Genomic DNA, 13,932 nt, shown 5'->3' on the forward strand with positions numbered 1-13,932 from the left:
AAAATTTCAATTTATAGAAATGGCAATAATCGAGACTCGTGGTATCTGGCTAACCACTACTGATAGTAAAGTTCTCAGGTCAAAGGAACGCATTGCCGAGGCGATGGACTTCCTGGCTGAGACAGGATTTAATGTGGTGTTTCCCGTTGTTTGGAACAAGGCAGTAACTTTGTATCCTAGTAAAACAATGCGGCAGACTTTTGGAGTCGAAATTGACCCTCTATCTGTAGGTCGTGACCCTTTAGAAGAGGTAGTGATTGAGGCGCGGCGAGTTGGGTTGAAAGTTATTCCTTGGTTTGAATACGGCTTTGCCAGTTCTTACAATTTGAATGGTGGTTTACTTTTACAGAAAAAACCGGAATGGTCTGCGCGTGATTGTAATGGTAACTTACTGAAGAAAAATGGCTTTGAGTGGTTGAATGCACTTGACTCACAGGTGCAGGAATTTTTATTGAACTTGGTGCTAGAAGTTACGAATAATTACGATGTCGATGGTGTTCAAGGTGACGATCGCTTTCCTGCATTCCCCTCTGAAGGTGGCTATGATGAGGGAACTGTCACCCGCTATCGCCAACAATTTAATTGCAATCCGCCACAAAATTCCAAGGATAGACAATGGTTACAGTGGCGTGCAGATATTCTGACTAACTTCTTGGCGCGTCTCTACCAGGAAGTGAAAGCGGTGAATCCTAACTTGCTAGTAGCGATCGCACCTAATATCTATGATTGGGCATTCCAGGAATATCTGCAAGACTCGCCCGCATGGCTGAAGCGGGGAATAGTTGATATGATTCAGCCGCAGATTTATCGTCGTGATTTTAGAAGTTATTCTGCGATCGCTGATAAACTAGTAAACCAGCAGTTCACAGATGCGACACTGCCGAAGTTAGCACCGGGAATATTGATGAAGCTTGGCTCTTACTGCATTAGTCCAGAATATCTGGTGCAGGCAATTGAATACAATCGCCAACTTGGCATTCAAGGAGAGGTATTCTTTTTTTACGAGGGTTTGCGCGAAAATAATAATACCCTAGCTAAAGTTTTGCGAAATGGGCCTTATGCTAAATCTGCATCATTTCCCACTCTGTCAGATTTGAGTGCGGGTGGTGTGAGTCACAAGAAGACATCTTCTATTTGGCCAGGGTTGCAAAGGGTGTTAAAAAAGATTTTTTAAGGGAAAAGGCGCGTGGAATCTCAATTTTCGGTGGAACATGTAATTAAAACTTTAAAAGAGGATTTACCGACACTTTTTGAAAAAGATATTTCATATCAAATTTATACACAGGATATCTATTTTAAAGATCCGGTGAATACATTCAAATACAAATTTAACTATCGGATTATATTTTGGACTTTGCGATTTCACGCTCGGCTATTTTTTACCCAAATTTACTTTGATGTCCATGAGGTTTATCAGTCAGCCGAAGACACGATTTTAGCAAAGTGGACAGTGCGGGGAGTGTTGCGGGTTCCTTGGAAAGCTGGTTTGCTTTTTAATGGGTACTCAACGTATAAATTCAACCAAGACAATTTGATATATGAGCATGTAGACACTTGGGATAGAAAACCAGGGGAGATTTTACGGCAGTTTTTGCAAAGGGGATAAAACCTATAGGATAGCCATTTATGGTATAGAAATGTATAGAAACTTGTAAAAATATAAAATATAGTTGTTAAATGCACACATTTCTAGCTTCTTCCTCAATGCAGCTGTCCGCACCACCAAATCACTTGCAGCCTATGAAGATTGTCGCACTGGGGGACAGCTTAATTTATGGATTCGGTGATCCGGAAAAAGGAGGCTGGATTGAGCAACTAAGGCGGTGGTGGATGTTGCCGGATAGTGACGGTCATATTCTTTATAATTTAGGGGTAAGAGGCGATCGCACACAACAAGTAGCACAAAGGTTAGAAGTTGAATTTCGCCACCGGGGTGAACTGCGAAATCGTGTTCCCGACTTGATTATTTTATCAGTAGGCGTGAATGATTCAGCACGGTTGGCGCGTCCCGATGGTCGAAGTTACACAGACTTTACATTGTTTGAAAAAGAAATTGCTTCTCTGCTAGATTTAGCACAGCAACTCTGTCCTGTGTTATTTGTGGGCATGGTGCCAGTGAATGAAGCCAAGATGCCATTTTTAGATTGTTTTTACTATAATCATGCCGACCAGTACCGCTACAAAGAAGCAACTCGAATTGCTTGCACAAAACGGCAGATTCCCTATTTAGATATTTTTGAGCAATGGATGGAACGCGGTGAAACTTGGCGGCTCAAACGCTTGAGTGAAGATGGACTTCATCCCAATACAATAGGTTATCAAGCTTTGTTAGAGGATGTAATCAATTGGGATGCCATACCTTCTCTACGAGACGCTACGCGAAAAGTCGGTTTTGCCAACGCAATTCACCATTCTCAATTTGATTATCGCCTTAAACCATCCTAATAATTAATATAGATGTGTTGGTGCTTTGAGGCTAGTAAAGATTCTCATAAGACTTCTTGCAAAAGTGCTTTTTGCAAGAGGGGGAAAAGGGTAAAGGTTAAAGGGGAAGGGGGCAATACAGAACTTTTTCCCCTTCCCCCCGCCCCTTATCCCCAGAGGGGGCCCCACCTTCCCCTTTTCCCGACTTATGCAAGAAATCTATATTTGCCATCATGGCAAAAGCACCACAATCTTCCTAAATTTTTAATGAAAGCCAATCTAACATCCATTTATAAAAACTCCAACTTATCTCTTCTTTATTACTCCCAACTCCCAACTCCTAACTCCTAACTCCCAACTCAGCACTCAGCACTCCTATGACACCAACTTTATTTGGTCGCTGGCAAACTCGATTATTATTACTTGCAACTTTAGGTGTACTCGTATCTTTGCCTTTTGTAATGGGTTGGATTGGCCCTGGTGCTAACTCGGTTTATTTTTGGATACTTGCTTATGTCGCCATCTTTGGAATAGGTTGGGATGTACTTTATGACTATCTACAAAAATCACGCTGGGATAGAGATTGGCCCGCAGTTTATCAACTCTTAGCTGGTATATGGGAATTGGTATTTGTATTTTGTGGAGTCAAGCTGTTTGGCTTTTTACCAATACCTTTACCAAAAGAGGAACTGCCGCCAGGAGCTTTTTTACTGCACTATAGCATCGTGTGGTTAGCAGTGTTTATTACTTCTCAAAGCCTAATGCGAATTATCTTCCCCCGTTGGCGTTTCCGGGGTGGAGAATGGTTGTAATACATTAGATACTCGAAACTAATTTAATCATAAATTACAGCAATTTCAGGTAATTAAACCATAGTGTAGAGACGCACATATATATCTCTACAGCAGATTGTGGTTCAAATAGATGGAAAACTTTATAAATCGCAATTTAATAAATCATAAAAAATCATATATGGCGGTTTTAGTTTGGATGCAATATGTTGTATTGATGTACAGTTGTGTGCGTTCTTATAGAACAACATGGCAGTTGCTACAACTTTGAAAACCGAAGCAATGCATTGCCTCTTGTATCTCATCAAATTAACTGGTCACAGCGTTAGCGAACCAGGAATTGTTTTTTAAAATTTGGTGGTGGGTAATCAATACTTTTCGGATAAGCCTAACAATCTCTCTTTTGGTCTGGGAAAAGGTTAAAGGGTAAGGGAGAAAGGTGAATTCAAACCTTTCCCTTTCCCCTTTCCCCCTTAACCGAAAAGTATTGGGTGGGTAATGAGCAACCACCATAATTTTTCGATTTTACACCCAGTCCCCAATCCCTAATCCCCAGTCCCTTTTATTGCAGAGACGCAAATTAAGGAAATGCAATGTCAAATTTTGATCTGGTTATTCAGCTATTTCTGCAACTCACTGTTATTTTAGTCACTTGTCGCATTGTCACGATTTTAGGACGCCGCTATCTTGGTCAAACCGATGTTGTTTGCGAAATGATTGCAGGTGTAATGCTAGGGCCATCTCTTTTAGGATTGTTTGCACCAGATTTTCAGCAATGGCTGTTTCCTAAGCTTCCAATCATCACAGCTTTAGGAGACAAGATACCCAATCCATCAATGTCGATTTTATATGCTATCAGCCAAATTGGGTTGGCAATTTATATGTTTTTGATTGGTTTAGAGTTCAACACCAAACTCTTAAAACATCATATCAAAAGTGCAAGTTTGCTATCTGCTGCCGGAATTATCACTCCTTTTATTTTAGGAGCGATCGCATCTTTTTGGTTTTATCACAATGGTAATTTCTTTCAACCAAAAGTCACGCCTTGGTCAGCCGCATTGTATCTAGGTGCGTCAATGACAATTACGGCTTTTCCGATGTTAGCTCGCATTCTTTATGAACGCGGACTTGCACAAACCCGCTTTGGGACTTTGGCTTTAGGTGCAGCATCAGTAGATGATGCAGTTGCTTGGTGTTTGCTAGCGATCGTCCTTGCTAGCGTGAAAAATTCTCTAAGCATTGCTATATTAGCAATTGGTGGTGGCATTTGCTACGTGCTATTTGCAATTTTTGTCGGACAACCTCTACTGAGAGCATTCACACGCATGACAAAACGTGATGCAGGTGTGAACAGACAAACCTTGACCTTGATGTTGATAATTTTGATGTTTTGTGCGTGGTTTACCGATGTCACAGGCATCTATGCAATATTTGGTGCTTTTGTGCTGGGAGCAGTGACACCACGCGGAGAATTTGCCCAACAAATTCGCCAATATACAGAGTTTATAACTACTTCTTTTCTGTTACCGATATTTTTTGTCTTCTCTGGATTGAACACTCAAATTGGACTGGTAAATACACCGACTTTGTGGGGAATTACGTTCTTAATTATTGCGATCGCAATTCTCGGTAAAGGTATTGCTTGCATGTTGGCTGCAAAATTGGCGGGGGAAAATTGGCGGGAATCAGCAACTATCGGCGCTCTGATGAATGCTCGTGGTTTGATGGAGTTAATCATCCTCAATATTGGTCTGGAGCAAGGGATAATTACCCCCACTTTATTTACGATTATGGTGATTATGGCAGTCATTACTACCCTCATGGCATCACCACTCGTTGCGTTTTTGTTACATAATACAAGCTACGATAAATCTTCCGCTTAAGCAGATTTAAATATAAAATTAATTACCTACTATTTGGGTAAAATTATCTGCTTTCACCTTCATTATAACCGCTATTTTGTTTGTAGTTGCGTTTAAGCGCTACTACAAGCTGACTAACTATTACTTAATTTTTTTAAGACCGATAATTAGAGATTTAGCTGCAAAAATCATCATAATTCTTGTTTCACGGCTGCTCCTGCATCGTAACAGCAATTGACATAATAACAAAGCACAAATTACTCTTGGTTTGATCTAACGAACTTGACATTTTCCAGTTTTTTAAAGAATCATCTTCGAGAAACCAGATAGTTAATTGTGAGGAAACCATGCACATAGTTATTCTAGTTCTGGTTGAGGTGCTGATTGTTATTGGACTTTCAAGGCTAGTAGGATTAGCATTTCGTTCCATTAAGCAACCGCTGGTAATTGGTGAGATTGTCGCCGGAATTATGCTCGGCCCATCTTTATTTGGTTTAGTTGCTCCCCATGTAGCAGTTACCTTGTTTCCACCAGAAACTTTTCCTTTTCTAAATGTTTTGTCTCAGGTGGGACTAATATTTTTCATGTTTCTGATTGGGTTAGAACTAAATCCTAAATACCTCAATAGTCAGCTAAAAGTAGCTGTTTTAACTTCTCATGTGAGCATTTTGGTGCCGTTTTCTCTAGGAACGCTGCTAGCGGTGATACTTTATCCCCTAGTTTCTAATGCAAGCGTATCCTTCACTGCCTTTGCTTTGTTTTTGGGGGCGGTAATGTCAATTACTGCCTTTCCAGTGTTGGCGCGAATCATTACTGAAAACAATTTACAAGGAACGCGTTTAGGAACGTTGGCGTTAAGTTGTGCAGCGGTGGATGATGTGACAGCTTGGTGTCTCTTGGCAGTAGCGATCGCAGTTGCTCGGACTGGTGACTTTACTGATGCCATACCCACAATTATCGCCAGCATAGTTTACATCGGCTTGATGTTGACGCTGGGACGTTGGTTTCTCCAAGGACTTGCCAAATATTACCTCCGTGCGGGACGCCTCAGCCAATTACTGATAGCTGGGATTTATATGGGCGTGGTTGCGTCTGCACTAATCACCGAACTAATTGGTATTCACTTAATTTTTGGGGCATTTTTACTGGGAGCAGCCATGCCCAAAAATGAAGATTTAGTGCGGGAATTGGCAGTAAAAACCGAAGATTTTGTCCTGATATTCCTACTGCCAATATTTTTTGCCTACAGTGGCTTACGGACGGATATTGGCTTGCTCAACCGTCCAAAATTGTGGCTGTTGTGTGCGTTGGTTTTAGGAGTGGCGATCGCAGGCAAATATTTTGGCACTTATATAGCGGCTCGTGTCAGCGGCATTAATAAACGGGAAGCCTCGGCACTCGGTTGGTTAATGAATACTCGCGGTTTAACCGAACTGATAGTGCTAAACATTGGTCTAGAGTTAGGGGTCATTTCCCCCTTAATATTTACCATGCTGGTAATTATGGCATTGGTAACTACATTCATGACCTCGCCACTGCTGGAATGGACATACCCGAAGAAGCTGATCAGGTTAGATGTCATGGAACCGGAGTTGGAAGCAGAAACAGACGATATAGATACAGATGTCACTGCTGGAAGTGTAAGTTATCTTCATCCCTACCGAATTTTAGTGCCAGTAGCTAATCCGAGTACCCAAAAAGGGCTGGTACAGTTGGCAGTCAGCATCGCTCTCAACTACCGACATCCCGCCATTGTTAACCCTCTTAGCCTGATTGAATTTGAAGAAGATTATGCCTTTGAAAGTACACCAGATGAAGCAGACCGATTAATCGCCCAGCGTCGCCAACAACTAGATGAATTGATAAATACTCTCGAACCGCTAGAAACACGCTCTTATGTGCATCCCATCGTTCGCACATCTAGCAATGTCGCACGGGAAACAGCACAGATTGCCGCACTAGACCAAGTTGATTTAATTCTCGTGGGATGGCATCGTCCAGCTTTTAGTAGCAATCGCTTAGGTGGAAAAGTCGGTCAAATTCTCACCACTGCACCAGTTGATGTGGCAGTATTTGTAGACCGGGGAAGCGATCGCTTAGAAAGTTTGTTAGTCCCTTATTCTGCCAATATCCATGATGATTTGGCACTGATACTGGCGCTCAGACTGCTAATCAATCATGAAACTTGTATGTTGCAGATTTTACACGTTTTACCCGAAAATCGTCTCAAAGATAAATTGAGTTACGAACTCGACACGATGATCGAGCAATTACCGAAAAGTGTACGCGATCGCATTGAAATCAAAATTGTCCAGTCCCCAGAGCCAATCCAAGCCTTAATCGAAGCCTCAAAAAGTGTAGACCTGACAATTGCTGGCACCAGCCGCACTTGGGGTATCGAGCGTCAAACCTTGGGAAGATATACAGATCAACTAGCCATCCAATGCCGTTCCTCTCTGCTAATTACCCGCCGCTACAGTCAAGTCACCGCTCATCTAACTTCCATGCTTCCTGAAATTAGTAATCAAGAGGAGCCAGCGCTGTGGTAACCCAGTCGGCACAATGAGAGGGCTTGAAAAGAGTCAGAGGGGAAAACTCTTCTCCCTTGCTCCCTGCTCCCCTGCTTCTTCCCCATTCCCCAGTTCAACACATGAATCATTTCAACTTCAAATCTTTAGCTTTTTACGGAGTAGCAATAAGTTCAGTGCTACTGTTGTTTAAAACTGTCAGCGTTTATGGGGAAAAAAATCTTAAGGCTCCTCCTCCAGTTAACGGCAGATATCGTCTAATGCTGGCTGAAAATTTGCCGAACTGTGAAAAATCGGATACCCTAACGTTAAACATTCAACAGTCGGGTATTTACTTAAATGCCTCTGTATTACCGGCAAACGCTAACGCCGATACTGACGAAAAGTACTCTCTGGCAGGCATCTTTAGAAATCAACAGTTAAATTTATCTGGGAAAGTTGGTAGATCAATCCTTTGTAATATTCCTCGCCCCCAAAATGATCCTCTAAACTCAGTCGCAATTCAAATGCAACTTGTGGAAAAAGGTAGCATGACAGGTCAATTAACCATAAATGGCATCCCCCAAACTCTGACATTTACCGCTATGCCCCAAAAAGCTGAGGAAAAATCTCATAAGTTAAACAGCCATTGAACTGGAGAATGGGGGCTGGGGATAGTAATCGTAAGCGCGAAGTAAACAGCAATGTGAGCGCATTGTATGGGTTTTATAGAGCAAATAAAAAGAATGGATCAGGGACTAAAGACGAGGCAATTTTGCCAATGGCGCAAGCAGCTATTTAGCATCAGTCTATTAGGCTTTTGTGCAGCGATCGCCCTCGAAACTTTCACTACTGCTGCTATACCAGTGGCAAAGCTAAATAAATGGCGTTTTTCTACCAAAACACAGCAACTCGAAATCACCCTCTCAGCAGGCACAACTCCCCGTTATTTCTACCTAGCCCAACCTCCTCGCCTTGTTGTAGATTTACCAAATACTAAGTTGGGTAACGTTACCACGCAACAAAATTATTCTGGATCAATCAAAAGCATTCGTGTTTCTCAATTGAATGAGAACGACACGCGCATTGTCCTAGATTTAGCATCGGGCACAGCTTTTAATCCCAAACAAGTAAAACTGCAACCCGTTTCCCCAAAAAACTCCACTCGCTGGGTATTACGTCCGGTTATTTCTGGTAAAACTGCTGTAGTCAAACCAGCAAACTCCCCACCTTCACCCAAGAAACCACTTCAACCGCCTACTAACCTACCCATAACTACTACTAACGCACAACCACCCTTACTGACAGTACCACCTCCATCCAATGAACTGCCCTCAACAATTACGAATAACTTAGGACAGCCTTTTGTAACTGTACCTCCCCTAACTCCGAATACATCCTCTCAACAACCTGGTTTGATTCTTCCTCCTCCTTCTTTCCCAAATCAACCCGGTAATTTGAATAGCATTCCTCCTTTCGGTATGTCGGAATTTCCAGTTCCTACAGTCCCTAATGTTCCCGATGTCCAGGTGATCGAGTTTGGTCAACCCCTTCCTAAAAATAGATAGGAAGCAGTGGGAGATGAGGGGGACAAGGGGAACAAGCAGGAATTATTGTGCCCCATACCCAAATCTAAAATCTGTCCGTTTCTTGAGGTGTTCCAACTGCTCCTGGTTGAGCCGTGAAGAAGTTCTGAGCAGCTTCATTCTGATATATACACCTAATATCAGGTTTATCACTGTCCAAGTTACCTGTGAAACCAAAGGTATTCAAGCGATTTTTGCAATCTCTTACCTGATCGTTAGTCACCAGCTTACGTTGCTCTAAAAGCGCCCAGTTATTTTGCCGGATTACGCATCCAGGACGCATACTGGGTTGGGCAACATAGACGTTGAAGGGGTTGAGAGTGACGAACAGTCTAGCGTCCATCACCATCGCGCTGGCTCCATACTGCACACAAATCTCAGGGTTTGGTGCTTTGGTGTCAATGAATTCACGGGAAGCCACATTTGAAGGGGCCAACGTGGTTGTAGAACTAAAAGCAATGCCAATCCCAATTCCCAAAATCAATACCCCTCCCATAATTGCGATGGTGAAGAGGTTAAACATAGGGGATTGGAAAATAGAGGGTTTAGAAGTAGTAGCCGATCTACCAGTGGGTTTACGTCTCATTGTTGCTTAATCACCTTCACGCCTATTTGGCAGGGAGTGGTCTAAAGTTTGCTCCCTCTTTTCAGTATGCCTAGTCTTTAATGCAATTGTCTGTGATTTTCTGTGCTACGTTCACGGTAACTGAGAAAAATATGAATTTATCTAGATAACTCAGTGGTCTTGATATCCTCCCAGCACTGTATTCGGTACTTTAAATCAGTGGGAGATTCCAAATATCACTCTTTGGGCTTCCTCCCAATATTATTAATTTTACATTATTTTAAAATAGCTAAATTTATTCTTGCCGACTTCACATAATATCTCGACAGAAGTTCAAATTTATGTCTTGTTGCTTCTATCTGGAATAATTGGTTAGTATTTTTATTTATTTGATAGTTAAGCAATTGTTATTAGTTATGACCTTTGTTTTGCTTGACTTGTTAGTTAATTTTTTACTTCTTGTATTGATGGATTATTATAGCACATTTTTGATGATTATCAGATGAGCTTAACTCAATTTTCACTATTAAAACAGTCAGAACGCTGAGATTATCTAGCTTTTGTTGTTACTTTTTAATTTTTAGGATGAGATATTTTTGTTACCCCTAGTAATTGATGTGTAAAACAATGTAAATTAACACTTAATGAAATTTTGATAAGTAATTGAAAGCACGTGACATCTCAAAGAGCGCTACTTTCGGGCAAGAGGTTCAAAACTTCGCAACTTCAAATCTTCCTAGCTGATACTCTGACTATTTTTTGGGGAGATTGGTTAGATTTACGTGTGAGAATTGTACAAGTTGCTGCATCAGGATTAATATCTCCACTGATATATATTTTAGCTTTTGGCTTGGGTTTGGGTAATTCTATCAAACCCGGCTCAGGGATTAGTGGTAATTATGACAACTATTTGGAATTTATATTACCAGGAATGGTGGCGCTATCATCGATGACGATTAGCTTTGGTGGAACGACATTTTCAATTTGTGGAGACAGACTATTTAGCAAAACCTTCGAGGAATTGTTGTTAACTCCTATACACCCCTTAGCGCTGCACATAGGTAAAATGCTAGCGGGAGTCGTGCGGGGGTTGATGACTTCCGGTTCGGTGATTTTGGTAGCACTGCTGTTGACTGGAAACTGGAATTTTCTCAACCCACTATTTCTACTGTTGGTAGTGCTGAATTGTTCGGTATTTGCTGGTTTAGGTGTGATTGTGGGGTTGAGTGTGCGATCGCTCGAATCAGTTGGACTCTACAACAATTTTATAATTATCCCTATGTCATTCTTAGGAGCGACTTTCTTTGACCCTGCGACATTACCAGCTGCCCTCAAGGTTGTAGTTTACCTGTTACCGTTGACCTACGCCAGCATCGGACTGCGTGCAGCGGCTCATTTACCCTTGTCCCAGTTTCCTTGGTACAGCATACCGATTTTGCTGGTCATTGCGATCGCTCTTTCTTTGTGGGGTGGTTATAAATTCGCTCACCAACAAGATTAGAATAATTCGTAATTCGTAATTCGTAATTCGTAATTCGTTAAAGCCCCCATTACAAGCTGTGCTTTAGCTGCGATCGCATTGGGGACAACGAACTAAAATTTCTTGCTCAAAATCAGAAAGCCGTTTGCTATAGTCTCGAAATCTTATAACCATTTCATATCAAGCCTGGTACTTAGCGCCTTGTTAAGACAGCAATGAACCACGGTTTATTAGGAGTCAAGATAATTTTATGATTCACATATTGTCTAATCTGTCAACGCATCAGTTCTAATTTATATTTTTTATAAAGATTGCGTGAAATTACTAGTTATCGTGATAAAGCATTACAAGAATTGCTTTATAAATCAACCTATGAGTAGATATCAACTCAGTGAGCAAGCATACATTAACCACTATTTATCTAGCAGATAGATAGCAGTTGAAAAGTGAGTTTTTGCTGTTTGATTTAACCCATGCGGTATAGCATTCTCTTAACCAATATGAAAAGGACACAAATATGACTACAATTGCAACCAAAATAGCCTTATCTGTTCTAGGAGCAGCAGGAATTAGTCTTTCGTCTTGGACACCAGCAAGAGCCGTCATCCTTGTAGAACCAATAGTGACGAGTGTGAATAAAGACATATTTGAAATGAGAGAACCAAGAACCCTTGGGCCAGATATTCTACCAGGACAAATAATAGAATATGGTGTCCCAGATAGAGCTAACAATTTAATAAATGGTACTGGCAATAATATAGGAAGATTCGTTTTTGACTTACAAACGCTGTCCTATACTAATGCCGATTCTAATCCATCATTTAATAATGAGCCGGTAGAGTGGGGAGATGTTGATGGAGATGGAAAGATTGGTTTCTCTAGTATTCCTGGTCTAGAGGATATCTTTGCAAACGTTACCGTCGAAGGCAACCTGATCACTTATAGTGGTGGCGTAATCCCAGACGGAGCCACATTTTACAATCTATTTTCTACCAAACCCGATTTAACCCCAGGTGGTGGAATCATTCCAGCAATACCAGCAGATCAAGAGGATAGAGATGGGCCGATCCGGGTGGGTGCTTCTTACACCGCCATTCCTGAATCAACTAATGTTTTGGGTGTACTCGTTTTTGGCGCTTTAGGCGTAGCTTTCAAACTAAAGCGATCGCTACACTGTTAAAGCTGTTACTGGAGACTGGGGACTAGTGATAACTGACAATCACCAATGCCCCATTCCCCATGCCCTCATTTTGTAATTAACTCACCATACACTGCCAGTGTTTCTTGATGGACGCGGGCAACACTAAGACGCTCTAGGTTTTTATTTGCCCGTTGTTTCCACTCGTCCAGCATCTCGGCATTACTCAGTAATTGCACTAAGACCCCAGCCAAAGCATTACTATCTTTTACTGGCACTAAAAGACCCGCTTGCCCATTATCCAAAGCTTCAGGAATCCCGTCTACCTGAGTACCAACGATCGCAGTGCCAGTTTCCCTCGCTTCTGAAAGTACCAGAGGGCAAGGGTCACGATGGGAAGCTAGCACAAATATGTCACAAGATATCAGATAGCGTTGAGGTTCTGGTTGGAAACCTTCAAAATGAATGCGTTCTTTTACAGAAGTTGCTTGTGCCTGTGCCTCAAATAGCTGCTTATCAGGGCCATTTCCTACCAAATAAAGATGCGCTTGGGGAAAATCTGAGGCAATTTGTTCAAAGGCGGCGATTAACTCAGCAATTCCCTTACGTTGATACATCCCGGCTACAGTCGCGATCGCTGGATGCTGTAATGGTAGAGGTTGATAATCTTGTATTTGTCGAGTGCGGGGACTGCCCAAAGTTCCGTTACATACCACCCGCAACTTGTTTTCTGGAATACCGCGCCTAAACATAGAATCTTTCACAGCTTTACTGACAGCGATTACTCTGTCAGCTAAACCCATCAGCAGACTCGCACGTTGAAATTCGTTGTGTACTGTCGAAATTAAAGCATATTTGTTTCCTTTAAAAATACGTGCTAATATCACTCCCGTCATCATGTGGGCGTGAACAATATCCGGCTGAAATTCAGCTGCGATCGCTCGGTAACGCATAGCTGCTTTGATCATACTTATCGGTTTCCGGCTTTGGTCTAGTTGGTAGTGTTTGACACCATAAATATCTAGTAAAGTCTCGTATTCACCACCAGCAGAAACAACCGCTACCTCATAACCAAATTTTGCCTGTAGACAAGCCAGATCCACAGCCACATTCACAATACCGTTACCTATTTCTTGAACGTGGTTCAAAATATGTATAATTCGCATAATCTTTAAGATGTGTATAAAAAATAAAGATAAGTAACTGAGTGTGAATCTACATAATTATTGAATTCTTCAGTGACAACTCAAAATTAGTCAGTAGTGCGTAAAAATGACCACTTACTACTGACTAAAAGCGTTTCTAACTAGTTACTTAGCTTAAAGACTTATTCAGTAACGGCTTGATAAATCGGGGTAAAACTCCAAAATTCTGAAGACTGAATCTGCTATTTCCCAATACCCTGCCATCGCAATACTACTCGGTTAAGCATTTTGAACCCAAAGTTTGGTTTTGGGAAAGGGATAAGGGGCGGGGTTAAAGGTTTTTAATTTCCCTTTAACCCCGCCCCTTATCCCCAGAGGGGGCCCCACCTTCCCCTTTAACCCTTAACCGACAAGTATTGCCTGCCATCAATCGA

The 13,932-nt window shown here is 41.7% G+C and carries 12 protein-coding genes; 10 read left to right on the top strand and 2 right to left on the bottom strand.

Annotated features, from left to right (window positions below; genetic code table 11):
* The first annotated feature begins 19 nt into the window (after window positions 1-19).
* The 8 genes from ACWATR_RS13045 to ACWATR_RS13080 all read left to right on the top strand — a co-directional run bounded on the left by ACWATR_RS13045 (window position 20) and on the right by ACWATR_RS13080 (window position 9,152).
* Window positions 20-1,174 carry a glycoside hydrolase family 10 protein gene (locus ACWATR_RS13045; RefSeq protein ID WP_460332783.1) on the top strand — a complete coding sequence of 385 codons (1,155 nt, stop codon included), beginning with the start codon at window positions 20-22 and terminating at the stop codon, window positions 1,172-1,174.
* Window positions 1,175-1,186: 12 nt separating this feature from the next.
* Window positions 1,187-1,606, top strand: a complete 420-nt coding sequence (locus ACWATR_RS13050; RefSeq protein ID WP_460332785.1) for a DUF2358 domain-containing protein — start codon at window positions 1,187-1,189, stop codon at window positions 1,604-1,606.
* A 71-nt stretch (window positions 1,607-1,677) separates the two neighbouring features.
* Complete coding sequence (locus ACWATR_RS13055; RefSeq protein ID WP_460332787.1) at window positions 1,678-2,445, top strand: GDSL-type esterase/lipase family protein; 768 nt, start codon at window positions 1,678-1,680, stop codon at window positions 2,443-2,445.
* A 356-nt stretch (window positions 2,446-2,801) separates the two neighbouring features.
* A complete protein-coding gene (locus tag ACWATR_RS13060) occupies window positions 2,802-3,236 on the top strand; it encodes a hypothetical protein (protein ID WP_460332789.1) in 435 nt (144 codons plus the stop codon).
* Between the two features lie 572 nt (window positions 3,237-3,808).
* Window positions 3,809-5,098, top strand: a complete 1,290-nt coding sequence (locus ACWATR_RS13065; protein ID WP_460332791.1) for a cation:proton antiporter — start codon at window positions 3,809-3,811, stop codon at window positions 5,096-5,098.
* 326 nt (window positions 5,099-5,424) lie between these two features.
* Window positions 5,425-7,626 carry a cation:proton antiporter gene (locus ACWATR_RS13070; RefSeq protein WP_460332793.1) on the top strand — a complete coding sequence of 734 codons (2,202 nt, stop codon included), beginning with the start codon at window positions 5,425-5,427 and terminating at the stop codon, window positions 7,624-7,626.
* 101 nt (window positions 7,627-7,727) lie between these two features.
* Complete coding sequence (locus ACWATR_RS13075) at window positions 7,728-8,237, top strand: hypothetical protein (RefSeq protein WP_460332795.1); 510 nt, start codon at window positions 7,728-7,730, stop codon at window positions 8,235-8,237.
* 93 nt (window positions 8,238-8,330) lie between these two features.
* A complete protein-coding gene (locus ACWATR_RS13080) occupies window positions 8,331-9,152 on the top strand; it encodes an AMIN domain-containing protein (protein ID WP_460332797.1) in 822 nt (273 codons plus the stop codon).
* A gap of 64 nt (window positions 9,153-9,216) precedes the next feature.
* On the opposite strand, the gene ACWATR_RS13085 is transcribed toward ACWATR_RS13080, so the two are convergent.
* Entirely contained in the window at window positions 9,217-9,756 is a 540-nt protein-coding gene (locus ACWATR_RS13085; protein WP_323201577.1) for a DUF3172 domain-containing protein, read from the bottom strand.
* Window positions 9,757-10,408: 652 nt separating this feature from the next.
* Between ACWATR_RS13085 and ACWATR_RS13090 the strand changes: the two genes are divergently transcribed.
* Both ACWATR_RS13090 and ACWATR_RS13095 read left to right on the top strand, forming a co-directional pair.
* Window positions 10,409-11,236 carry an ABC transporter permease gene (locus tag ACWATR_RS13090; RefSeq protein WP_460332800.1) on the top strand — a complete coding sequence of 276 codons (828 nt, stop codon included), beginning with the start codon at window positions 10,409-10,411 and terminating at the stop codon, window positions 11,234-11,236.
* Between the two features lie 496 nt (window positions 11,237-11,732).
* Window positions 11,733-12,395, top strand: a complete 663-nt coding sequence (locus tag ACWATR_RS13095) for a hypothetical protein (protein ID WP_460332802.1) — start codon at window positions 11,733-11,735, stop codon at window positions 12,393-12,395.
* Between the two features lie 65 nt (window positions 12,396-12,460).
* Here ACWATR_RS13095 and ACWATR_RS13100 read toward each other — a convergent pair whose 3' ends face one another.
* Window positions 12,461-13,519, bottom strand: a complete 1,059-nt coding sequence (locus ACWATR_RS13100; protein WP_460332804.1) for a glycosyltransferase family 4 protein — start codon at window positions 13,517-13,519, stop codon at window positions 12,461-12,463.
* Window positions 13,520-13,932 lie beyond the last annotated feature (413 nt).

This window comes from Nostoc sp. UIC 10890 (genome assembly GCF_054786515.1).

What these genes read in the sequence shown, in the direction of transcription:
- ACWATR_RS13055 (WP_460332787.1), top strand. Translation starts at nt 1,678, where the DNA reads ATGCACACATTTCTAGCTTCTTCCTCAATGCAGCTGTCCGCACCACCA.
- ACWATR_RS13065 (WP_460332791.1), top strand. Translation starts at nt 3,809, where the DNA reads ATGTCAAATTTTGATCTGGTTATTCAGCTATTTCTGCAACTCACTGTT.
- ACWATR_RS13070 (WP_460332793.1), top strand. Translation starts at nt 5,425, where the DNA reads ATGCACATAGTTATTCTAGTTCTGGTTGAGGTGCTGATTGTTATTGGA.
- ACWATR_RS13075 (WP_460332795.1), top strand. Translation starts at nt 7,728, where the DNA reads ATGAATCATTTCAACTTCAAATCTTTAGCTTTTTACGGAGTAGCAATA.
- ACWATR_RS13060 (WP_460332789.1), top strand. Translation starts at nt 2,802, where the DNA reads ATGACACCAACTTTATTTGGTCGCTGGCAAACTCGATTATTATTACTT.
- ACWATR_RS13100 (WP_460332804.1), bottom strand. Translation starts at nt 13,519, where the DNA reads ATGCGAATTATACATATTTTGAACCACGTTCAAGAAATAGGTAACGGT.
- ACWATR_RS13045 (WP_460332783.1), top strand. Translation starts at nt 20, where the DNA reads ATGGCAATAATCGAGACTCGTGGTATCTGGCTAACCACTACTGATAGT.
- ACWATR_RS13095 (WP_460332802.1), top strand. Translation starts at nt 11,733, where the DNA reads ATGACTACAATTGCAACCAAAATAGCCTTATCTGTTCTAGGAGCAGCA.
- ACWATR_RS13080 (WP_460332797.1), top strand. Translation starts at nt 8,331, where the DNA reads ATGGATCAGGGACTAAAGACGAGGCAATTTTGCCAATGGCGCAAGCAG.
- ACWATR_RS13085 (WP_323201577.1), bottom strand. Translation starts at nt 9,756, where the DNA reads ATGAGACGTAAACCCACTGGTAGATCGGCTACTACTTCTAAACCCTCT.